Raw genomic sequence first — 21,483 nt, forward strand, 5'->3', positions numbered from 1 at the left:
GAATACCTAATGAAAATAGTTCAAATATGCCGAGGACAAATTCCAATTAATAATTATGGAGGTACTGAAAGAGTTATTTATTGGTTATCTGGAGCTCTCGCAGATTTGGGGCATGATATTTCTGTAATAGCTCCTAAAGGTAGTTATCATGAGAATGCTAATGTAAAGGTGATAGAATGCGATAATTTTTCTAATGTTAACGAATATATTCCTAAAGATACAGATATTGTACATATACACTACGGTGAGATTGAGGATGTAAAAGATTTTAAGTGGTTATTAACTGTTCATGGAAATAGTAAGACAAATTTGTTTGACAATAAGTTTCCAGAAAATATTGTAGGTATTAGTAGAAATCACGCGGCAGCCCATAATTTGAAATATTTTGTATATAATGGCGTAGATTCTAAAGAATTTGTTTTTAGCCCGCAAAAGCAAGATCATTTTTTATTTTTTTCAAAAGTTTCCTACAGATCTAAAGGTGTTGATCAGGCAATAAGAGCATGTTCTAAGAGTAATGTAAAACTTTATATATATGGAGGAGATAGAAAGAAGTTACTCAGAAATCCAAAATCATTCTTATCAAGCTTTAAAAAGAATATAAATGTTAAAGGCTATGCTTCTGGACAGAAAAAAGCACAAGTCTTTTCTCAAGCAAAAGCTTTATTGTTTCCTATACAATGGTCTGAACCATTTGGACTTGTAATTATTGAGGCTATGATGAGTGGGACACCTGTTATTGCATTTAATAGAGGTTCTGTAGCAGAAATTGTTAATAAAGAGTCTGGCTTTGTAGTTAATTATTTAGAGCAGATGTCAGATGCTATAGATCAGATAGGTAGTATTGATCCATATAAATGTCGAGAATATGCTCTAAATAATTTTGATATATCTGTTTGCGCTAAAAATTATATAAAAGAATATCAAAGAGTAATTTCTACTACTTAAGTGCTGTCTTATTTAAGTCAAAATATTTTTTTAGAACAAGTAATGAAATAATCTTTTCTCTGTTTTTGTCTTTGAACTGTTCAACATAATTATTCGCATTTTTAATAATTTTTAAAGCTTCTGCAGGATTATTATCATAATAATCTATTTTCTCTTGAATGTCAGAGTAATCATCTTTTAGAAGAACATAGTGATAATTTGGGATAAGAGTACCCTCCATGAACCATGTTTCAAATTTTGGCTTTATCATAAAACAAAGGGAGTTGGAGTTCATAATCCATTTTAAATTAGTGGCGACATCTACACCCTCAATACTTAGTATGTATCTGTATTTTAGTTGTTCAGATATAGATAAGTAATCCTTATAGTAAGGTTTATCTTGACTAGATTTCATAGTATCACCAAAATTTGAGTTTGGTAAATTATATAGCCTCTCTATAAATTCTTGACGATGGGGTACATGACACTGTCCTCGAAATACTATTGCACTTTTCTTATCATTAAAGGCTAAATGATCATCAATAAAACGAAAGTGTCGAAGTTTATCAAGTTTTAATAGTACTGAATTTTTATTATCTCCATTAATTGGACGACTTTTTACAAATGATGGTAGCTGTGGTATTTCAGTTAGGTCTGTGAATATAGTTTCAAAAGAATTATTTTTATTAAAATAGCTCAGAGATTCTTTAAAATCAAAATAATATGCAGACAGTTGTTTTTGTCGATCAACCTTTCCGTTAATAACTATAGGTGTAGTACGTTTATAACTCTTCCATGTTAATGGGTTTTCTAATGTAAATTGTTCATGTAGCTTATTGTAATAGTTGACTCTTTGATTAATATAATCTACATCATATTGTTTTACTTGATTAAGCTTTAAACCTAGCTGAAATTCATAAATCTTTTTGAAGAGAGTATTTTTGCTAAAGTTTTTTGTGTAATACCATAGTTTTTTCATTTTTAGATAATAATATGTCCTATAACTTTAGTCACTATAACATTTTTATGAAATCTTTTTAATAATTGTACTTCTTTATCTATAAAGATATAATTAATGATGAATTTTTAAATAAAATGCAAATTTTAAAAATCTGATGTTAGCTTGTTATAGTTAGTACTTAAATTGTAAGTGTGAGGAGTTTTGCAGTAGTATGAAAAAAGTAGCAGCTTTTATAGCTGGAGATAAGAACATAATAGATGCGTCATTCTATGTCTTTAAGTCGATGTTTGATTATAATACTGGTATTGATGCATTTATATGCTTACCTAGTGGCTCTTATAGTGATGAAGATGTTGCCAATTTGAAGTCAATAGGAGTGAAATTATTAGATCTTGAAGATGATAATCTTTTTTCTGGATTTAAAGCATGGCCTAAAGAGGTTTTTTTAAACTTTGCAATTCCTGATAAGTTATACCATCTTGGATATGAGGTAGCAATTAAGCTTGATTATGATGTTCTTATTCAAGGTAATTTAGATGTCGAGAAAAATACACCCACATCAATATTTAAAGCTACAAGAGGATTTCAAAAATTTGATCATGTTATATTGAATTATAGAGATTTTTATAAACAAGAGTTCAATTTAACAGAAGAGACTATGAGTAAGCCAGCAATTTCTTTTGGCTGTGTATTTATTAATCTAAAAGAATACTATGAGAAAGAGTTCTGGAATAAATTTTGCGAAGTTTATAAACGAATAATAACAAAGTCTCCAGATAAAACTAATAAATCAGTTTTTTCAGAGTTAGGTACAATAGCTATAACTCTAGAAACTTATGGTTTTGGCTTTGAAGTTTTAGAAGATAAGTATAACTACTTTGTATCATCAACAAGACATATTGGACATACAAAGTTTATGTTTGATCCTATTGTCATGCATTATAGTGGGCGTAAAAAGCCGTGGAGAAAGGTTGAGTTTATTAGATATATTATAAATCCTTATAACTGTTTTTATTTACAGAAATGGTATGATTACGCATCTCCTGATAAAAAAAATACATTTAAATCAAAGTTTATAAAATCTGGATTTTATAAAGGGTATGTGTTTATTTTCACAAAAACAATGAAGATGTTGGGTATATAAGTGATTTTAGATAATAATATAAAATTTACGAAGTTTTATAATTATGTAAATAATATTCTGATAATACTAGGTATAGTGTTTATTTTTACAAAAGTAAATGTTTTAGGTATTTTTACGGTTGGTATCTTAGTAAATACTATTATTTTAGCTTTATTTAATCATAAAAAAGTTATAGAAATAGTATTTAAAGATTATAAGAGAGTTATTCTCTTTCTAATATATCCAGTGTATTTATATATAATGAATATTGCTCATGGAGATTATAAACTACTTTTGTTTGAAATATGGGCAATTTTATTAATATTACCACTTACAACAGTTTGTTTAAGAGAACTATATAAAGTTAGAGTAAACTACTTATATTATGCATTTACTGTAGCAGGATTAATATTAACAGTAAGAGTAATAATTTATTTATTTCTTAATCAAAGTTGTAGATTTTACTATATAACACCATATAATACAATACATTCTGGACTTTTGTTGGCTATATATTGTGTAATTAGTGTGTATTTGTTTATTAGTTTCTTAAATATTAAAAAATATATGCAATGCTTACTATTATTTATACTATTTATAGTCTCTTTAGTAAGCCTGTTAGCAGTAGCGAGCAAAGGTCCAATAATTGCTTTTTTTATAATGCTTTTGGTTATAATCATATTAAGGTTAAATATTAAAAAATGTTTTATCGTTTTATTTTTTCTAGCTATTATATTTCTGTCAGGATATTTTGTTATTAATAAATATGCGCAACATAAGTTTGAGATAGATAGATTTAATCAAGTCGTTAATATAGAACAACAATATGATAGTAAAGCTGATACTTCAACTGGTATTAGGTTGCAGTTATATAAGGTAGGTGTTAAGTCATTTATTAAAAGTCCTATTTTTGGATTAAGTTATGCAGATATAACTAAGTTAGAAGATAAGATGGTAGCAAATGGTGAAATAAAACCTTTTGTTAAAACATACTTCCACTTTCATGATGATTTACTAAATTCATTAGGGCATTATGGAATTTTAGGAGGAATAGGTATAATAATTTTTTGGATAATGTTATTTAGATTTTATCCAAGAAGTAACTATTTAAATGAAAAAATAAATGTAAATATTAAATATATAATGTTTATTGTATTTGGTACATTTATACTATCATCATTTACAGATGCTTATTTCTTTGGTTCAACTAGACCGGCAATGGTATTAGTATTTGTATGTTCTATAATATACTCAATTAAGTTTGATACTAATAAACAAAAACATAATGAAGATAAATTATAAAGACATAGACGTTATCGCCCTTTCTCTAGGGCGCCGATTCTCGGGTATTAATGCTAGTATGCAAGCTGTCATGCCAGAGCAGAGTAGGTTGGTTGATATTGCTGCAATGGGCTTTAATATTGAGGCTAAAGATATCAAAAGTATTAGGTTTAGAGATTTTTTATTTAAGTGTTGGCGTGATAAGTGGCGTATTTGGCATGCTCGTAGAAATATCGATATGTTAGTTGGAATAATACTTAAATATATTTTTCGGTATAAAATAATATTAGTTTTTACTTCAGTAGCACAGCGTCATCATAAGAAACTTACTAAATTCTATATAAATAGAATGAGTGCTGTCATTTGTCCATCACAGATATCAGCATCATATCTTGAGAGAACTCCTTATATTGTTCCACATGGAGTTAATACTGAAGTTTTTTATCCAGCAAAAGATAAAAATAAAATTAGAAAAGAGAAAAAATTGGTAGGTGAGTATAGTATTGGTATATTTGGCAGAATCAGAAAATCAAAAGGTTCAGAAGAATTTATTAATGCTGTAACACAGGTCTTAAGAAAATATCCAAATTGGAGTGCTGTAATTATTGGTGAAGCAACACCCAAAGATCAAGAATTTAAAAAAACTCTAGAGAAGAAAGTAAAAGATTCTGGCTTAGAGGATAGAATAACTTTTACCGGTTTTATAAGTGATTCTAGTGAAATTCCTAATTGGTATAGAACCATGGATATAGTTGTTTGTGCTAGTCATAAGGAAGGCTTTGGATTACCAGCTTTAGAAGCTATGGCGTCAAAATGTACAGTTATAGCAACAAAAGCGGGTGCTTGGCCTGAGATAATTTCAGATAGTGAAAATGGTTATTTAGTAGATACTCAATCAAGTCAACAAATTGCAGAAAAACTTCAGGTACTTATGTCTAATAATAATTTGAGAGAGCAAATATCTCAAAATGGCTATGAGCTAATAAACTCTAAATATAAAATTCAAAATGAAGCTCAAAGTATCCAAAAAATTTATGATAAACTATTGAGTGAAAAGAATACTTAGTAGATTTAGCTATTAAGCTTTACTAAAGCATTTGTAATATCATTATTTGGGAAAGGAAGTTTCTCTAGTACGATATCAAATCCTTTAGACTTATCTTTATCGAGAGTGTTTAGGTCGACTACTACTGGATCGTTAGGATGATAGTATGTGGAGATATAAAGTTTATTATTATTTAAATCCTTAATCACAACATAAGCAGTATGATCGAACATTTTTTTACCTTTTAAATTTTCTGCCACAACACCTTTTGCAATATCGACATTATGTAATATATGTGTAACCTTTGATACTAAATCGGCATCATTTTTGGGAGCGTGATTATTTGAGTAATATCCTATAGCTGCAGTTCTAACAAATCTTGATGGTGGAGAGTAGTCACCAGGAATTCCTAGTAGTCCACCACCTAAAAAGCCACTTAGATCCTGTAAAGTCTTTTCATGTTTGTCAGTATTAACTACATCACTAATTTTAAGGTTAGTAGGAGTTTTATTATCTAACGATAAGTAATTTTTTAGGTTTAATAGCTGCCAATCATAAGTGGGAGCATTAGTCATTACTTTAACATTTGAATTAACATCATAAAACTTAACTTTGCCATCTATATACTCTACTACTAGGCCAGCACCACTTTTATCTGTAATTAAGAAATGAATTTCTGGAGATATACCATCAATCATTATGCTCTTATCAGACCATACTTTATAATTTTTTAGTGCTTGTTTAGCTTGGTTAACATTAGCAAACTGGCTTAATATAAATGTAGTAGACTCAATGATTGATGCATATTCTGTATCATTTTTGGTTACAGTTTGATACTTTGTAAAACCAGGTAAATAGTTAGCACTTAAGCTTAGCCCTTGACTATTTTGGCCATCTATTACAAGAGTTTGACCATTTTTTGATAATCCTGTTACTAAAATAGAGTACTTGGATTTATATTGGTGTTCTGGTAGGTCTAAATTACTAGGCGCCGTAAGATAATGTTGAGTATTTTTTGGAATATACAATAACTGCCAATCCCAGTTGAGAGCCCATTCCATAGTCCTTCCTGAAACAACATCTCCTTTTTTATCCACTAAAGTTATAGCAGTACAAGCTATAGACTGGGAGAAAAGCATTGAGAATATTAAAGTACATGTAAATAGTTTCTTAGATAAACCTCTCATTAATAACTCCTCAAAGTTACTTTATTTGCATATTAATAGTAACATAAATTTTACAGCTGAATACTAGTTATATTTTGATATTGCTATATTATATTTAATAAGTAAAACAAAGATTAAAAGTTAATAAATGATAGATTCTTCTAAACAGAAACACCCTAAAGCACTTTGGTACATTATTGTGATATATATGTGGGAGTATTTTAGTTTTTATGGAATGAGAGCTTTGCTTATTTTATACTTAATTGACTATCTTAAGTTAGGTGATACAAAATCATATGCTACTGCAGGTGCATATGTTACCTTAGTTTATTTATCTCCTATAGTTGGAGGTATTGTTGCAGATAAGATTTTAGGCTATAAAAAATCTGTAATATATGGCGCAGCCCTTATGTCTATAGGCCATCTTATTTTAGGTTTTGGTGGTGATAGTATGCTTTTTTATGGTATGGCATTTATTGTTTGCGGTTATGGCTTTTTTAAAAGTAATGTGTCTTGCTTACTTGGACAGCAATATTCTGTAGATGATCCAAAAAAAGATTCTGCATTTACACTATTATATTTAGGTGGAAATGTCGGGGGCATTATAGCTCCGGCACTTTGTGGTTTGGCAGCTCATTATTATGGTTGGCATTATGGTTTTGGTATTGCAGGTATTGGAATGATTTTTGGTTTGATTATTTTCATATTTGGATCTAAATATATTCCTGATATTATTCCTGAGAATTCTTTATCAAAAAAACTACAATCGTCTATAGTGGTTTTAAGTATCCTAGTCATATTAGGTGTCGGTTATTTTGCATTAGATTTATTGTGGGATGGTTACTTGCTAGCAGTTATTACAGTTATTACAGTAGTGTATTTTGTTGTGATTTTATTCAAAATAGACTCCTCTACAAGAAAGTCTCTACTCATTTTAATACCTTTTTTCATTTTTGGTATAGTATTCTGGATGTTCGACGAGCAACTTTATACTTCTGTAGAGGTATTTATTCATAGAAATGTTGATACATATTTATTAGGTATAGATATACCAGCGAGCACGTTTACCTCAATGAATCCATTATCTATTTTAATTGGTGGGTTAGTTGTTGCATGGATATGGAAGAGAGTGAAGTCTTTAGATAATGATTTTGGTAGAATGATTAAGTTCTCTTTTGGTTTTATCTTCCAGTTGTTATGTTTTATTTTATTTTTTATCGCAGCGAAAAATGCGAGTGCAGATGGTACAACTTCAGCTTTGTTAGTTATAATTGCATTAGCTTGCTTAGGGTTATCAGAGTTATTTATTGACCCAATAGCATTATCTGAGATTACATCAATTAAAGATAAAAAATATACTGGTTTTCTAGCAGCTGCTTATATGCTTTTTACAGGAAGTATAGCTGGATTTATTGGAGCTAAAGTTGCTGATTTTGCTTCACTTGGTAATAGTAGCTCAAAAACTCTTGATCTAATTAGTCAAGCAAAACTCTTCCAAGGGCTGTTTATGAATATTATATTAGTAATATTTGTAACGTTATTATTGTGGTTTGTAGTAGCATTTTTTATTAAGAAGTTGAAGTAATATCTTATTTGGATTTAGGTAGTTCATTAAGTTTAGTTTTATTGATTAATTTGTATAAAATGCTAGGTTTCATATATGGTTTTTAAGTAAATAGTTTATACTTAGCATGAAATAGAAAAGATACCTGAACTTGATTGGATTAATAATAAATTTGGAATAATAATTATTGATGGAAATGCAACAAAACTTTACTAAGATTAATATATTAGTAGCTGTTATTTTTGTTTTATTAGCCCAGCTAGTTACAGGAATAAATATTACTGGATCTAAATATATTATTGAATCTACGCCTATTCTAGTTCTAGTTGAGTCTAGATTTATTATAGGAGCTCTATTTCTTGCTATTGTGTTCCTCTTTATAAGTAAAAAAAAGAAAAAATCTGAATTTGCTGCGATTAAAGCATTAAATAAAAAACAATGGCTAGTATTAGTTGGTCAAGCATTGGGCGGAGGTGCTTTATTTAACCTAATTATGTTGGCAGGCGTCCAGTTTACTTCTGCTAGTATGGCAGGAGTGATAACAAGTACATTACCTGCAATGATATTGGTGCTAATGTTTTTTATATTAGGTGTACGTTTAACGTCATCAAAAATTATTTGTGTTGGTTTAGCTATAATAGGTTTAATTATTATTAATATTAATGGGATGATTCAACCTAAGATTACAGCATTAAACTTATTAGGGGATTTTATTATATTTCTGGCAATGGTACCTGAAGCAATGTATTACGTACTTGTGAAAATTATGCCATTAAACATTAAGCCATTAAGTAATGCTCTTTTAGTTAACATTATTAATGCAATTTTTGTCGCACCTTTTATGTTTTTTACTCACTATGACACTTTGCAAAACCTTTCAAGTCTTCAATATTGGATTATTTTGTTATTGGGTATCGCCTCAGGATTATTTTATTTGTTTTGGACAAAAGGAAGTGAATATTTAGAGGCTTCAACAACAGGGATGATGACGGCGTTGATACCAATTTTTACTTTAATAATATCATGGTTATTCTTGAATGAAACTATTAATCTTATTCAAACACTGGCAATGCTTTTGATAATAGTGTCAATTATTATAGGTAATTGGAAAAGAAAAAGAGGGTAGTTAGGCTAATTTTAATCAGAGCATATAAAGAAAGGGTACACAGCTACTATTTTCTCATCATATAAAATAACTTTAACATTTGAGCGTTGTGATGCAGGGATCTTAAGTTCTTGGAATAATACTTTTAATTTATTAGCCTTGTTTCTTCCTAGATATTTACATTTATCATCAGATTGCCTATCTCTAATAGTTAATTTGCTTAGATCGTAGCCTTTTTTAGTTTTGTCTTTTAACCATTTTAATATCTCAGTATGGTTTGCTGAAAATGTAGTAGGCTTTAATACATCTTTTATAAGAAGCTGATTATATTCAATACAGATATCATATTGTTGATTAATATTTATTTTCCAACCTGTAGTTGAATTGTTAACCCCTAAAAATATATCTTTGACTTGCTTATTTTTTAGGCTTTGAGAAGTGACTTTTTTAAACCAGAAATGAATGATACTCTTTTGTATATCATCATCAAGACTAATAAGTTTCGCTATAATAATATTCTTGCTGTGAGATATATGAGCGAGTTTCTCTGCAATTAGTTTATTTAATATATTATTGCTTTGTCCACAAATATTAGCACTACGAGAGAGTGTCTCACTAATATTTGGATTGACTTGCTGTAAAATAGGAATCACTTCATTACGAATTAAGTTGCGTCTATATTTAGTATCTAAGTTGCTACCATCGTAAATGTGGTTAATATTATTTTGTTGAGCAAATACTTTAATATCTGATTTTTTGTACTTAAGTAGTGGGCGTAGAACTGCGCCAATATTTAGCTTTTTATAATAGGGTATCCCAGCTAAGCCAGCTAATCCAGAGCCTCGCATAGCTTGAATAAGAAATGTCTCTGCTTGATCATCTAGGTGGTGGCCTAGTAGTAGCAATGGATTTGGGTAGTTTTTCATTATTTGTTGAAAAAAACTCATGCGTTGCTTACTTGCCCATGCTTCAAAGCTTTCACCTTTGGGGACTTGCTCTAATAAATGATTAATAAATTCAACATTATATTTATCACAAGTTTTTTGGCAGTGTGTTTGCCACTCTAAAGCATTTGGATGAACATTATGATTTATGTAAATAGCGATTACAGGAATATCTAAATTTTTGGTGATATTTAATAAAACACTTGAATCAACTCCTCCACTATAACCAATAATTATATGAGAAGGCGAAAACTTTTTTATTTCATTTGAGACAAGAGTTTTATCTATAGACATTTAAGGGTACCTCTGAAAACTATGTGTATGTAGATTACCTAGATCAAATTTATCACAGCAAAACAAAAATTGAGAGTAATAGTATGTCTATTGTTAAGCCTTATATTAAATAGCGAGTTTTGATCGTTGCTTTGATCTTCTTAAATTCTTCAACAAGATCTTTAGCTTCATCTGAAGTTGAGCGAATATCCATAACTACATAACCAATATTCTCTAAAGTTCTTAAATATTGTCCCTCTACATTTATGTTTTTAGCCGCTAGTATTTTATTTAGTTCATTCATCATACCAGGTATATTTTCATGGATATGTAATATTCTATGCGTATCTGTGTGTATTGGTAGAGATATTTCTGGAAAGTTTACAGCATTTAAAGTAGAACCGTTATCAGAATATTTAATAAGTTTTGCACTAACTTCATTAGCTATGTTCTCTTGAGCTTCGAGTGTGCTACCTCCAATATGTGGTGTTAAGAAGACATTATCAAACTCTTTTAATCGACTTTCAAATATTTCTCCCTTTGAAGATGGTTCTATAGGAAAAACATCTATCGCTGCACCTTTTAATTTTCCATTTTCTAGCACTTTAACTAAAGCATCAATATCAACGACATTTCCTCTTGAAGCATTTATTAAAACAGAGTTTTCTTTCATAGTATCAAATTGTTTAGTTGATATCATATTTGCTGTAGTAGGTAGTTGAGGTACGTGTAGAGATACTACATCTGATTGCTTTAGAAGTTGATCTAGACTACCTACTTGTGTTGCATTACCTAATGGTAGTTTTTCCTCAACATCGTAAAAGATTACGTTAAAGCCAATACTTTCTGCTAAGACACTAAGTTGCATACCAATATGGCCATAACCAATAATCCCTAAAGTTTTGCCTCTAATCTCATTTGCATTCTCAGCAGACTTTAGCCATTGTCCACGGTGAGCCTTAGCATTTTTATCAATAACATTTCTAATAAGTAGTATAGCTTCAGCTAATACGAGCTCAGCAACACTACGAGTATTTGAGAAAGGAGCATTAAATACTGGAATACCTAAATCATGAGCTGTTTTTAGATCTACTTGGTTTGTGCCAATACAAAAGCATCCTATAGCAGTAAGGTGTTTTGATTGCTCAAGAACATCATTAGTTAGTTGTGTACGAGAGCGTAAACCAACTATTTTAAAGTCTTTAAGCTTATCTATAAGCTCTTGACCCTCTAGTGCTGTATTCAAAAGCTCGATATTTTCATAGCCAGCTGATTTAAATGCTTCTAAAGCATTTAAATGAATTCCTTCTAGAAGTAAAATAGGTATTTTCTTTTTGTTAAGAGATAGTTGACTCATTTAGACAGTCCTTTAAATTGAAATTTGTGCCTTAATAGCAGGGTGATGTTTGTAGTTTTTGAACTCAAAATCTTCATACTTATAGTCAAATATAGATTCTGGTTTTCTTAATATTTCTAATATTGGTAGTTCTAGAGGCTCACGGTTAAGTTGTTCATTAACTTGTTCAATATGATTATTATAAATATGGCAATCGCCACCAGACCAAATAAATTCACCAACATCTAGGCCGCATTGCTGTGCAATCATATGTGTTAGTAACGAATAGCTTGCGATGTTAAATGGTACACCAAGGAATGCATCAGCACTTCGCTGAGTAAGCATGCAAGATAATTTATTATCAGCAACATAAAACTGAAACATCGCATGGCATGGAGGTAGTGCAGAATTACCTATTGCAACATTTTCTTGAGGGGATATTTTTTCAGATGGCACAACACAAGGATTCCAAGCTGAAACTAAAATTCGACGTGAATTAGGATTTGTTTTTAGCATGTCGATAACTTCAGCTATCTGATCAACACCTTGACCATTAAAATCACGCCATTGCTTACCATAAATAGGACCTAACTCACCATCTTCTGTTGCCCACTCATTCCAGATACGGACTTTATTTTCATTAAGATACTTAACATTAGTACTACCGCTTAGAAACCATAGTAGTTCATGAACAACGCTAGGTAGGTGAATTTTTTTTGTAGTAACTAGAGGAAAACCTTTTTGCAGATCAAAGCGCATTTGGTAGCCAAAGACACTTTTTGTGCCAGTACCAGTTCTATCGCCTTTAGCTGTACCATTGTCCTTTATATATTTTAGAAAATTTAGATATTCTCGCATTTGTTTTTCCTTCTTAACTTGATAAACAGAACAATTAAAATTATTGTTCCTAGTATAATCATAGGTATAGATAGGATTTGACCCATAGTCATCCAATTAAAGAAAATATAACCATATTGAGGATCTGGTTGTCTAAAGAATTCACAAATAAATCTAGCGCAACCATATAAAAACATAAATAAGCCTAGAACAAGATAACGAGGTCTTTTTTTCATAGTTACAAGCCACAGTACCGTAAATAATACTACACCTTCAAAGAAGAACTCAAATAGTTGCGAAGGATATCTAGGTAAAGGTCCACCTGTTGGGAAAACCATACCTATAGGAGAGTCTGTTACTCTTCCCCAAAGTTCTCCATTTATAAAGTTGCCAATTCTACCTGCACCAAGACCTATTGGCACTACTGGAGCTACAAATTCACCTAGATCAAAGAAATTTGCTCCTACTTTTCTTGCGTACAGAGCAAATGCTATAAGTACACCAATAAAGCCACCATGGAATGACATTCCACCATCCCATATATAAAACATTTGTGTAGGGTTATGGAAGTAGTAAGGCAAGTTATAAAAAATTATATAACCAATTCTACCTCCAAGAATAACGCCTAAGGCAACATAAAAAACTAAATCTCCAACTTGCTCAGGTTTTACTGGAGCCCAAGATTTCTTTTTAGCTCGATATTTAAGTAAAGCCCAACCTGCGAAAATTCCCAATAAGTACATTAAACCATACCAATGTATTTCAATCGGTCCAAGTTTTAATGCAATAGGATTGATATGAGGGTAATGTAACATTATTTAGCCTTATATAAGTGCTTGAGATTCAAAATCTAAAGCTGGTGAGTAGTTGATATACTCAGATTGTTGTGTTGTCTGTGTATTTTTCTCAACAGGCTTATCTTTTTTAACATTTTCTTTTTTAGCATTTTTCTCAGTAGCTTTCTCTTTAGCTTGAGGCTCAGCTACTTTCTTTTTAGTTTCTTTGCTTTCTACTTCTTGGGTAGCTACTTCTTCTTTCTTAGAAGGTTTAGCCTCTTCAATAACTATTTTTTCTAGCTTCTCAGCAGCAGCTTTTTTCTCCTGTTCAGCTTTAGCTTTAAGCTCTTGAGCTTCTTTTAGAGCTTTCTCTGCTTGCTTTTTAGCTTCATGAATAGCATTTATTTCTTTATCAACAGATATAGTATTAAACTTTAAGTATTTTTGAGTTTTTACTTTCTCTTCTGTGTTGATTTTTGTAGCACCATCATCTTTTAAGCTATCGTAGTTTTCTAAGACATCTTTTACCATTACAGAGACAAATTCATCAGGATTTTTAGAAATAACCTTTTTGATATTGTCTACATTGTTTTCAGATATCTGATTACTATATTTAACCTTTGTAATATCAACAACTTCTTCAGCATTGTTAAGACTTATATTATTGCTTCTGTTGTTATTTTTATTATTTGGCTTTTTGTCAAATCTATCGTTACTTCTTTTGTTTTTGTTACGATCATTTGATCTATTATCATTATTATTTCGCTCATTACGCTGATTGTTATCTCTTGGCTGAGGTCTTTGAGAGTTCTCTTGAGCTTTATTATTTCTATTTTTATTACGCTGGTCGCTTGAGTTGCTATTGTTATTTCTCTCATTACGATCATTATTACGTTGATTATTCTCTCTTTGAGACTTATTATTTTGCGCTCTTTGAGGGTTGTTATTAGGCTTGCTATTATTAGGCTTTTGAGAGTCCCTAGTTGCTTCAGCTGGTTTTTCAGAGTTACCAGAGAAAACACTAGCTAGTTTAGCAAAGAAACCTTTTTTGCTAGGCTGTTCTTTAGCTTTTGGAGCAGCAGTTTCTTCCTTTTGACGAGGAGGCTGTTGATTGTTTTTTTGCTCGCTGGGTTTAGCTTTGTTTTCTACTTTAGCAGAGACTTCTCTATCTACTGTCTTGCTTAGATCTACAGCCGCTACTTTTTTCTTGCCAGCTTTTGGAATCTCAACATTATAAACATCTTCAATCAAGTCAGAGCTTGAACGGTTAGATTTGTAGCTAGAACCCCAGATTCTTTGCATTTGGAATTTAGGAGATTCCATATTGAAATTAGGTATTATCATTATTCTAACTTCTGAGATTCTTTCAATATCAATTATGCTATCTCTTTTCTCATTAAGAATATAAGCTGCTATATCTACAGGAACTTGAACTCTAATTTCATTAGTATCATCTTTCATAGCTTCAGCCCTAATTTTACGTAAGATAGTAAGAGCTGTTGCTTGAGTTGTTTTTATAAAACCATGACCTTCACAACGAGGGCATTTTTGCATTACACTTTCATTTATCGAAGAGCTTAAACGCTGTCTTGAGATCTCTACAAGACCAAGCTTAGATATGCGTGACATTTGGATACGTGCTTTATCTTGTTGTAAAGCATCCATTAGTTTTTCTTCTACTTGTTTTCTATTTGGATAGAAAGACATATCAATAAAGTCAACTATAACAAGACCACCAAGATCTCTAATTCTAAGCTGTCTAGCTACTTCTTCAGCTGCTTCTAGGTTAGTTTTAAATGCTGTAGTTTCAACATCTTCAGCCTTGTTTGCTCTTGAAGAGTTTACATCTATCGCAACTAGAGCTTCTGTAGTATCTATTACTATAGAGCCACCAGATGGTAAGCGGATTTCTCTTTTATATGCATTTTCAATTTGTTGATCTATACCAAACTGTGTAAATAAAGGTAAATCTTCGTTGTAGAATTTAACTTTATTTATATCAAAACTCTGTCTTAATAGACCAAGTTGTCTTTTAACATCTTGGAAGCAATCTTTAGAATCAACAATAATTTCTCTTACATCTTCTTTTAAGTGATCTCTTACGGTTCTTACAATAATGTCACTTTCTTTGTGTAGAAGAGCAGGCTTTTTAATCTTATGATAAGTTTGAGAAATAGAAGACCATAGCTCAACTAGAGTATCAAAGTCATGCTTTAGTTCTTCAAAAGAGCATTCAACACAAGCTGTTCTTGCGATTACACTCATGTTCTTAGGGATATTTAGATCTTTTAAATATTTCTTTAACTTTTCTCTATCTTCGCCTTCAACACGACGAGAGATCCCACCACCATTAGGGTTGTTTGGTAGTAATACCATATATGAACCAGCTAATGTGATAAATGTAGTTAAAGCTGCACCTTTATCACCACGCTCTTCTTTATCTATTTGTACTAATAGCTCTTGGCCTTCAGATAATAAAGGAGCAATATTATCACCGTTAGGAACATCTTTTAGATAGTATTCGGAAACTTCTTTAAATGGTAAGAAACCGTTTTTCTCTTCACCATAATTTACAAAAATAGCATTTAAACTAGGCTCTATTCTAGAGATATATCCTTTATAAATATTAGCTTTTTTCTGTTCTCTATCAACATTTTCGATATCTAAATCTATAAGTTTTCCGTTATCTAAGGTAGCGATCCTCGTTTCTTCGCTACTTTTGCTATTTATTAATATTTTTTTCATTCTTAATTCCTTCAATAAATGTAATTCATAGCTGACTGTTTAACGAGCCAACTCGCTTTTGGCCATTTGTAGGCCTTCTTTTAAGATCGCTAGATATCCTAAGCCAAATTTCTCATAAGAAACTGATTAGATTTACCATCTCTAATCATATGCTTAATATTAGTCGCGATCTTGTTAAAGTACTATGTACGCAATTATTTGATATAATAGCAATATTGGATATTAAATGAAAGAATAATTAAGTTTTAAATGAGTCTTATCTATTTAGATTATGCAGCTACAACTCCACTAAGCTCTAAAGTTAAACAAACGATGTTAGATTCTATTAGTGATGATAATGATTTTTTTAATTCAGGGTCATCTACTTATGAGCAAGCAGAGTTTGTTAAATCTAAGATTGAGAAGGTCAGGTTAGATATTGCAGAAACTTTAAATGTTTTGTCACGTGAAATAATTTTTACTTCTGGAGCTACTGAGTCTAATAACCTTGCTATCAAAGGTGTGGCATACTCATATAAAAACAAAGGTAACCATATTATAACTTCAAAGGCGGAACATAAAGCTGTATTAGATGTATTTGGTTTTCTTGAAACACAAGGGTTTAAGGTTACATATTTAGAGGTTGATGAGTTTGGTGAAGTTGATATTGGGCAACTAAAAAACTCAATAACAGATCAGACCATACTTGTAAGTATAATGGCAGTTAATAATGAGCTTGGAACTAAAAACAATTTATTAGAAATTGGTAAGATCACTAGAGAAAAAGGGATCGTTTTTCATGTTGATGCTGCTCAAGGTTATGGTAAGGTCGATATAAATATAAAAGAAATGAATATTGATCTGTTATCAGTTTCCGGACATAAGCTATATGCTCCTAAAGGAGTGGGTTTTTTATATGTGCGATCAAAGCGGCCTAAAATTAAATTAGTCAAACAAATACATGGTGGAGCGCAAGAGTTCAGTCTTAGAGCTGGAACCTTAGCAAACTATCAGATATTTGCTTTAGGAGTAGCATGTAAAGAAATGTTTTCTAAAAAACAACAAAATATAGAGCATGTAAAACAAATACGAGATCAGTTTTTGAAAATTATATCTCAAATTAAAGATATAAAAATAAATACTAACCTTGATAATAGCTATCCAGGGATCTTGAGTATTACATTTTTAGGTATAAAGGGTGAGGCATTATTGGCGATGTTAGATGAAGTTTGTTTATCTATGGGATCAGCTTGTAACTCTCAAGCTGTTGAGCCATCACATGTTTTAACAGCTATAGGTCTAACTTCAGATGAAGCTGAGGCGACTATTAGGGTTTCATTTGGCTTGCAGGCTACACAGCAAGAGGTTGTACGAGCAGCATTTAGTATCAAAAAGCAAGTAGAACTTTTGAGAGCTTTATCTCCACAAGGAGAAGTAAATGTATAATAGTTTAGTAAAAGATCTATTGTCTAAAATAACGATTGAAGATGGTAATATTTATCCTGAACAGCAAAAACATCAAGTTAAAGACAGTTTTTCATCAGTAGAGTTATATGTATCTAATGATAAAATCTCTTATAGAGTTTTAGGTGATGCATATATTATGGCAATGGTTAAGTTTTTACAAATCAAGCTACAAGATAGACAAAATCTTAAAGATATAACTTTAGAAAGCTTAGTTGCTAATTTTGATTTGCCCGAAGTTAAGTATAGGAATGCTTTACAAATAGTTGAGTTAATAGAGAAGATAAATGAGAGATCAACTTTATAATTTCTATATATTGCACCAGCGTAAATATAAAGAGAACACTTTACTTGTTAGTGTTTTTACGCAGGAGTTCGGTAAACTTTCGGCTATAATTAGAACTAGTAAAAAAACACTAAATTTATATCAACCTTTAGTTAAGCTAAAAGGGCAAATTAGCTTTGGAAAAAAAGAGGGCGCTCTTAATAAAGTATACAACATTGAGTTTGTAGAGTCTTTTTATCAGAACTCATATATTAATTTATTATCGTTGCAGTATATTAACGAGCTTATATATTTGTTATTAAGTTACTCACATGAAGAAGAGCTTTTATTTGATAAGTATGCATTTATCTTAAAGAATATTAATGAAAGTAACTATAGATATTTATTGAGAATATTTGAACTTGAGCTTTTAGAAAGTTTAGGTCAAGGAATATATGTTGACTGCGATTCTGAAAATTTACCAATAGAGTGTGATTATAATTATTATATTTTTCCTTATGGTTTTAAAAAATCTTCAGAAGTATTGGCTAATACTGTTAGAGGCGAAAGCCTTTTAAAAATTAATAAACCAATTAGTATGTGGGATGATAATGATTTAAAAGCTATATCTAGAGTAACGCGAGTATGTATAGATAGTGTTCTAGGTGATAAAAAACTGAAATCTCGAGAGTTACTAGTAGATTATTTAAATCTAAAGAGAAGATGAGTTCTTATTGGATAGTTTATTTTTGAAAGCTTTTATAAAAGATATTGTCGGTGGAATCAAAGATACAACAACAATCAAGATTATAAATACGCCGAAGTACTTCTTAACGAAAGCATTATTACTAAAGAAAAATGCTATATAAGTGATTAGGTAAACCCATATAAAAGCACCAATGATTCCCATAGTTACAAACTTTGGATATCTCATACGAGCCATACCAGCGGTAAAAGGCATAAATGTTCTAACGATAGGTGTAAATCTAGCAAGAATAATAGCGAGAGGTCCATATTTATTAAAGAATTGCTCGGCTTTTTCTAAGTGGGCGGTCTTTAATATCTTAGCATCATCCTTAAAAATACGTTTTCCAATCATTCTACCTAAGAAGTAATTACAAGAATCACCACATATAGCTGCAAGAACTAAGATTGGAGCTACTAAGTGTATATTTAAGGTTGTAGCTGCACCTGTAAGTCCTAGGGCAAATAAAAGTGAGTCTCCAGGTAAAAAAGGTGTTATAACTAATCCAGTTTCACAAAAAATAACTACAAAAAGTAATAAATATGTCCAGTCACCTAGAATATTAATATATGTGCTTATGAATTGATCTAAGTGTAATACAATATGTAATAATGCTGCTATAGTATCCATGAGGATGACCTTTCAATGATTTGTCGTTAGATTATAAAAAAATAATTTTAAAAGGTTAAGGCTTTTTTGCTTTTATTTTATTTTTGATTGCTTTGTAAGAAATTTGTATTAGAACAAATATGATTACAAGCATTATAATATGGCTTAAGTATTTTTTTACAAATGGTATATCGCTACAGAAATAAACTGTATATGTTATTGAAAAAGACCAAATGATTGCTGAAATTGCACCAAAAGTAACAAACTTAAAGTAGTTCATACTACTAACTCCAGCTACAAAAGGTGTTAATGTTCTAACAAAAGCAACAAAGCGTGAGAAGATAATGGCCTTGTTACCGTGCTTGTTTAAGAAATCTTTTGTTTTTATTAAATATGCTTTTTTGAAGATTCTAGCGTGGCTACTAAACATTTTTTCACCGATGAATTTACCAGTAATATAATTACAACTATCGCCAATTATTGCCCCTAAGAATATTGATAGTACTGCTAAGTGGATATTTAGATTTGTTGCAGCAGCTGTTAAACCTACTGTAAATAGTAGAGAGTCTCCAGGGAAAAATATTCCTAATACAGACCCTGTCTCACAGAAGATTATAAAAAATAAGAGTATATAAAACCACATTCCAAGGGAGTTGACAAAATAATTAATATATTCATTAAAATGTATAATAAAATCAAACATTACAAGTTACTCCGGTTTGATTTTTATTGATAAAGCATGAATATATGGCATAAGATCATTAACAGCTTTATATATTTCTTTGTGCGATGAGATTTTTCTCATAGCACTTAGTTTTTCAGAAGAAATGTTTAATGCAAAATGATATTTACCTTCAGTATAACCTTTATGCTTTACATGCTTATGGGTTTCATTAATTATTTCTATGTTCGCTTGAGGATCTATTTTAGACAGTATTAACTCTTTAATTTGATTTGTTACAGTAATACTATCCATTTCATAAAATCCTCGTTGGTGTAATTATTGTATCAAGTTTGATATCGTAGCTATCTATGATAATAGCATCATTTTGTTGCTCATCAAAGGCTATGCCTATAGTTACGGGTGATTTTTTACTCTTTTTAAAGCTTAGTGAGTAGTCATAAAAGCCACCACCCATACCCATTCGAAACTTATGCTTAGTGAAGCCAACTATTGGAATTATGATAACATCTAGTTCCCAAGCAGCTGTAATATCTTGAGGTTTATAAATAGGTTCTTTGATCTTATATTTATTTAAATAGTAACTTTTAGAGTCTTTAGCAAACCATAACCCATGTTTTATAAAAGGGTGAACTATCGGCAGGTAAATATTATCAAAATGAGAGTTTATTAATGAAGTAGCTATTTCATTTTTTAGTGATAAAAAGCTAGCTATAGTTATATTTTTGTTTGAAAAAGTATCTTGAATATATGATATAACTTTTTGATTTATTTTCTTAGATAAGAGATCTTTATTTTCTAAGTTATTTCTAATCTTAAGTAGGTGTTTACGAATTTGAGTCTTATCCATAACAACACTCTCAAATATAATAAATAGTTGTCCAGGCTACCGTTTTAGCTCAATGTTCTTGATCCCTTTTGGTATCAAGTGGGTGTCATAGTTTCAACGTTGGGCTTCTTTGTAAGTGCAAGGCACCAAAGCTTGCTCTCTAGTCAAAACACCAAAACTCCCTGTTCTAATTAGTATCGGCTCAAGATTGTAGCTAAACCACCAATAGTCCAGACAACTAAACTTTTAAATTACATTGCTATTATAAATTACATAAGCTATTGTTTGAATGCTTTATGGTAAAAAGTTTAGAGATATATTCCTTGACTTTCTTTAAATTAATATTATTAGAAATAATCTATCGTAAAAGGGCAATCTACATGTTCTGTATATTGACAGCTGAAGTTTTTTAGATATGCATTTTGGCTTTGATAAATATGTAAGTTTGGGGTTGATTTCATTGTTGCAGTAATTAAATGTGACTCAATATTTGAAAAATAATAGCATTCTATTTCGCATAGCTCTCCTTGACAGTTGACAAGATCAGCTCCTTTGAATGTAAGTGGATATTCTGGGAACTGTGTTGGCGTTTTATCTGAAGCTCTCCAATGATATTTAAAATTATGAAAATTAGTTTCTGCAGTTAAATTTTTATCAACTTTTTTAAAAGCTTGAGGGGAGGGGCAGTAATAAATACTTGGAATTGCAAAAATATATCCAGGAAATATAAAAAGTATAAAAAGTAAATGGTTTTTACAACTGGGCATTTTTTTTATTTTAAATGTCATATGTTTTTTTATATTATAAATTTAAGGCTTTTTATAAAT

The 21,483-nt window shown here is 30.6% G+C and carries 21 protein-coding genes and 1 other RNA gene; 9 read left to right on the top strand and 13 right to left on the bottom strand.

What is annotated here, in order from left to right:
• Window positions 1–9 precede the first annotated feature (9 nt).
• Window positions 10–948, top strand: coding sequence for a glycosyltransferase family 4 protein (locus F3D62_RS01675; protein ID WP_150466520.1), 939 nt, complete (start codon window positions 10–12; stop codon window positions 946–948).
• Here the strand turns inward: F3D62_RS01675 and F3D62_RS01680 are convergent.
• Window positions 941–1,906, bottom strand: coding sequence for a glycosyl transferase family 90 (locus F3D62_RS01680; protein WP_150466521.1), 966 nt, complete (start codon window positions 1,904–1,906; stop codon window positions 941–943). The two genes, F3D62_RS01675 and F3D62_RS01680, sit on opposite strands and share 8 nt — an antisense overlap.
• 193 nt (window positions 1,907–2,099) lie before the next feature.
• Here F3D62_RS01680 and F3D62_RS01685 point away from each other — a divergent pair, with 193 nt between their 5' ends.
• From F3D62_RS01685 to F3D62_RS01695, 3 genes are read left to right on the top strand one after another with little or no spacing between them, the layout of a single operon-like run.
• On the top strand, window positions 2,100–3,032 hold the full coding sequence (locus tag F3D62_RS01685) for a glycosyltransferase (RefSeq protein ID WP_150466522.1): 933 nt from the start codon (window positions 2,100–2,102) through the stop codon (window positions 3,030–3,032).
• Window positions 3,033–4,313: an O-antigen ligase family protein gene (locus tag F3D62_RS01690; protein WP_150466523.1), complete on the top strand. Its 1,281-nt coding sequence runs from the start codon at window positions 3,033–3,035 to the stop codon at window positions 4,311–4,313.
• Window positions 4,297–5,358, top strand: a complete 1,062-nt coding sequence (locus tag F3D62_RS01695; protein WP_224732616.1) for a glycosyltransferase family 4 protein — start codon at window positions 4,297–4,299, stop codon at window positions 5,356–5,358. The genes F3D62_RS01690 and F3D62_RS01695 overlap by 17 nt, the downstream gene beginning before the upstream one ends.
• A gap of 5 nt (window positions 5,359–5,363) precedes the next feature.
• Here the strand turns inward: F3D62_RS01695 and F3D62_RS01700 are convergent, their stop codons facing one another.
• Complete coding sequence (locus F3D62_RS01700) at window positions 5,364–6,524, bottom strand: linear amide C-N hydrolase (RefSeq protein ID WP_150466524.1); 1,161 nt, start codon at window positions 6,522–6,524, stop codon at window positions 5,364–5,366.
• Between the two features lie 127 nt (window positions 6,525–6,651).
• On the opposite strand from F3D62_RS01700, the gene F3D62_RS01705 reads away from it, so the two are divergent.
• Window positions 6,652–8,088 (top strand): peptide MFS transporter, encoded by a 1,437-nt coding sequence (locus F3D62_RS01705; protein ID WP_150466525.1) that lies wholly within the window; start codon window positions 6,652–6,654, stop codon window positions 8,086–8,088.
• Window positions 8,089–8,263: 175 nt separating this feature from the next.
• Window positions 8,264–9,193, top strand: a complete 930-nt coding sequence (locus tag F3D62_RS01710) for a DMT family transporter (protein ID WP_191092510.1) — start codon at window positions 8,264–8,266, stop codon at window positions 9,191–9,193.
• Window positions 9,194–9,204: 11 nt separating this feature from the next.
• Here F3D62_RS01710 and tilS read toward each other — a convergent pair whose 3' ends face one another.
• The 5 genes from tilS to F3D62_RS01735 form a co-directional block, all read right to left on the bottom strand.
• A complete protein-coding gene (gene tilS / locus F3D62_RS01715; protein WP_150466527.1) occupies window positions 9,205–10,410 on the bottom strand; it encodes a tRNA lysidine(34) synthetase TilS in 1,206 nt (401 codons plus the stop codon).
• A gap of 100 nt (window positions 10,411–10,510) precedes the next feature.
• A complete protein-coding gene (gene serA, locus F3D62_RS01720; protein ID WP_150466528.1) occupies window positions 10,511–11,746 on the bottom strand; it encodes a phosphoglycerate dehydrogenase in 1,236 nt (411 codons plus the stop codon).
• A gap of 12 nt (window positions 11,747–11,758) precedes the next feature.
• Window positions 11,759–12,583, bottom strand: a complete 825-nt coding sequence (locus F3D62_RS01725) for a thymidylate synthase (RefSeq protein ID WP_150466529.1) — start codon at window positions 12,581–12,583, stop codon at window positions 11,759–11,761.
• Entirely contained in the window at window positions 12,568–13,377 is an 810-nt protein-coding gene (gene lgt / locus F3D62_RS01730; RefSeq protein WP_150466530.1) for a prolipoprotein diacylglyceryl transferase, read from the bottom strand. The genes F3D62_RS01725 and lgt overlap by 16 nt, the downstream gene beginning before the upstream one ends.
• 9 nt (window positions 13,378–13,386) lie before the next feature.
• Window positions 13,387–16,083, bottom strand: coding sequence for a ribonuclease E/G (locus tag F3D62_RS01735; RefSeq protein ID WP_150466531.1), 2,697 nt, complete (start codon window positions 16,081–16,083; stop codon window positions 13,387–13,389).
• Window positions 16,084–16,332: 249 nt separating this feature from the next.
• On the opposite strand from F3D62_RS01735, the gene F3D62_RS01740 reads away from it, so the two are divergent.
• Genes F3D62_RS01740 through recO form a run of 3 tightly spaced genes read left to right on the top strand, consistent with a single transcriptional unit; the run spans window position 16,333 to window position 18,518 of the window.
• On the top strand, window positions 16,333–17,508 hold the full coding sequence (locus tag F3D62_RS01740) for a cysteine desulfurase family protein (RefSeq protein WP_150466532.1): 1,176 nt from the start codon (window positions 16,333–16,335) through the stop codon (window positions 17,506–17,508).
• Window positions 17,501–17,833 carry a hypothetical protein gene (locus tag F3D62_RS01745; RefSeq protein WP_150466533.1) on the top strand — a complete coding sequence of 111 codons (333 nt, stop codon included), beginning with the start codon at window positions 17,501–17,503 and terminating at the stop codon, window positions 17,831–17,833. The genes F3D62_RS01740 and F3D62_RS01745 overlap by 8 nt, the downstream gene beginning before the upstream one ends.
• Window positions 17,814–18,518, top strand: a complete 705-nt coding sequence (gene recO, locus F3D62_RS01750) for a DNA repair protein RecO (RefSeq protein ID WP_150466534.1) — start codon at window positions 17,814–17,816, stop codon at window positions 18,516–18,518. The genes F3D62_RS01745 and recO overlap by 20 nt, the downstream gene beginning before the upstream one ends.
• Here recO and F3D62_RS01755 read toward each other — a convergent pair.
• The 6 genes from F3D62_RS01755 to F3D62_RS01780 form a co-directional block, all read right to left on the bottom strand.
• Window positions 18,504–19,166: a VTT domain-containing protein gene (locus F3D62_RS01755; RefSeq protein WP_150466535.1), complete on the bottom strand. Its 663-nt coding sequence runs from the start codon at window positions 19,164–19,166 to the stop codon at window positions 18,504–18,506. The two genes, recO and F3D62_RS01755, sit on opposite strands and share 15 nt — an antisense overlap.
• Before the next feature lie 55 nt (window positions 19,167–19,221).
• On the bottom strand, window positions 19,222–19,848 hold the full coding sequence (locus F3D62_RS01760; RefSeq protein ID WP_150466536.1) for a VTT domain-containing protein: 627 nt from the start codon (window positions 19,846–19,848) through the stop codon (window positions 19,222–19,224).
• Between the two features lie 6 nt (window positions 19,849–19,854).
• On the bottom strand, window positions 19,855–20,121 hold the full coding sequence (locus F3D62_RS01765; protein ID WP_150466537.1) for a BolA family protein: 267 nt from the start codon (window positions 20,119–20,121) through the stop codon (window positions 19,855–19,857).
• Window position 20,122: 1 nt separating this feature from the next.
• A complete protein-coding gene (locus F3D62_RS01770) occupies window positions 20,123–20,677 on the bottom strand; it encodes a 5-formyltetrahydrofolate cyclo-ligase (RefSeq protein WP_150466538.1) in 555 nt (184 codons plus the stop codon).
• 24 nt (window positions 20,678–20,701) lie between these two features.
• Window positions 20,702–20,896, bottom strand: a non-coding RNA gene (gene ssrS, locus F3D62_RS01775) — 6S RNA.
• 107 nt (window positions 20,897–21,003) lie between these two features.
• Entirely contained in the window at window positions 21,004–21,423 is a 420-nt protein-coding gene (locus F3D62_RS01780; RefSeq protein WP_150466539.1) for a hypothetical protein, read from the bottom strand.
• Between the last annotated feature and the right edge of the window lie 60 nt (window positions 21,424–21,483).

The organism is Francisella sp. SYW-9 (assembly GCF_008711465.1).
Lineage (GTDB): Bacteria > Pseudomonadota > Gammaproteobacteria > Francisellales > Francisellaceae > Francisella.

Coding starts and splice junctions, on each gene's coding strand:
- F3D62_RS01675 (WP_150466520.1), top strand. CDS start 10: ATGAAAATAGTTCAAATATGCCGAGGACAAATTCCAATTAATAATTAT.
- F3D62_RS01680 (WP_150466521.1), bottom strand. CDS start 1,906: ATGAAAAAACTATGGTATTACACAAAAAACTTTAGCAAAAATACTCTC.
- F3D62_RS01685 (WP_150466522.1), top strand. CDS start 2,100: ATGAAAAAAGTAGCAGCTTTTATAGCTGGAGATAAGAACATAATAGAT.
- F3D62_RS01695 (WP_224732616.1), top strand. CDS start 4,297: ATGAAGATAAATTATAAAGACATAGACGTTATCGCCCTTTCTCTAGGG.
- F3D62_RS01700 (WP_150466524.1), bottom strand. CDS start 6,524: ATGAGAGGTTTATCTAAGAAACTATTTACATGTACTTTAATATTCTCA.
- F3D62_RS01705 (WP_150466525.1), top strand. CDS start 6,652: ATGATAGATTCTTCTAAACAGAAACACCCTAAAGCACTTTGGTACATT.
- F3D62_RS01710 (WP_191092510.1), top strand. CDS start 8,264: ATGCAACAAAACTTTACTAAGATTAATATATTAGTAGCTGTTATTTTT.
- tilS (WP_150466527.1), bottom strand. CDS start 10,410: ATGTCTATAGATAAAACTCTTGTCTCAAATGAAATAAAAAAGTTTTCG.
- serA (WP_150466528.1), bottom strand. CDS start 11,746: ATGAGTCAACTATCTCTTAACAAAAAGAAAATACCTATTTTACTTCTA.
- F3D62_RS01725 (WP_150466529.1), bottom strand. CDS start 12,583: ATGCGAGAATATCTAAATTTTCTAAAATATATAAAGGACAATGGTACA.
- lgt (WP_150466530.1), bottom strand. CDS start 13,377: ATGTTACATTACCCTCATATCAATCCTATTGCATTAAAACTTGGACCG.
- F3D62_RS01735 (WP_150466531.1), bottom strand. CDS start 16,083: ATGAAAAAAATATTAATAAATAGCAAAAGTAGCGAAGAAACGAGGATC.
- F3D62_RS01740 (WP_150466532.1), top strand. CDS start 16,333: ATGAGTCTTATCTATTTAGATTATGCAGCTACAACTCCACTAAGCTCT.
- F3D62_RS01745 (WP_150466533.1), top strand. CDS start 17,501: ATGTATAATAGTTTAGTAAAAGATCTATTGTCTAAAATAACGATTGAA.
- recO (WP_150466534.1), top strand. CDS start 17,814: ATGAGAGATCAACTTTATAATTTCTATATATTGCACCAGCGTAAATAT.
- F3D62_RS01755 (WP_150466535.1), bottom strand. CDS start 19,166: ATGGATACTATAGCAGCATTATTACATATTGTATTACACTTAGATCAA.
- F3D62_RS01760 (WP_150466536.1), bottom strand. CDS start 19,848: ATGTTTGATTTTATTATACATTTTAATGAATATATTAATTATTTTGTC.
- F3D62_RS01765 (WP_150466537.1), bottom strand. CDS start 20,121: ATGGATAGTATTACTGTAACAAATCAAATTAAAGAGTTAATACTGTCT.
- F3D62_RS01770 (WP_150466538.1), bottom strand. CDS start 20,677: ATGGATAAGACTCAAATTCGTAAACACCTACTTAAGATTAGAAATAAC.
- F3D62_RS01780 (WP_150466539.1), bottom strand. CDS start 21,423: ATGCCCAGTTGTAAAAACCATTTACTTTTTATACTTTTTATATTTCCT.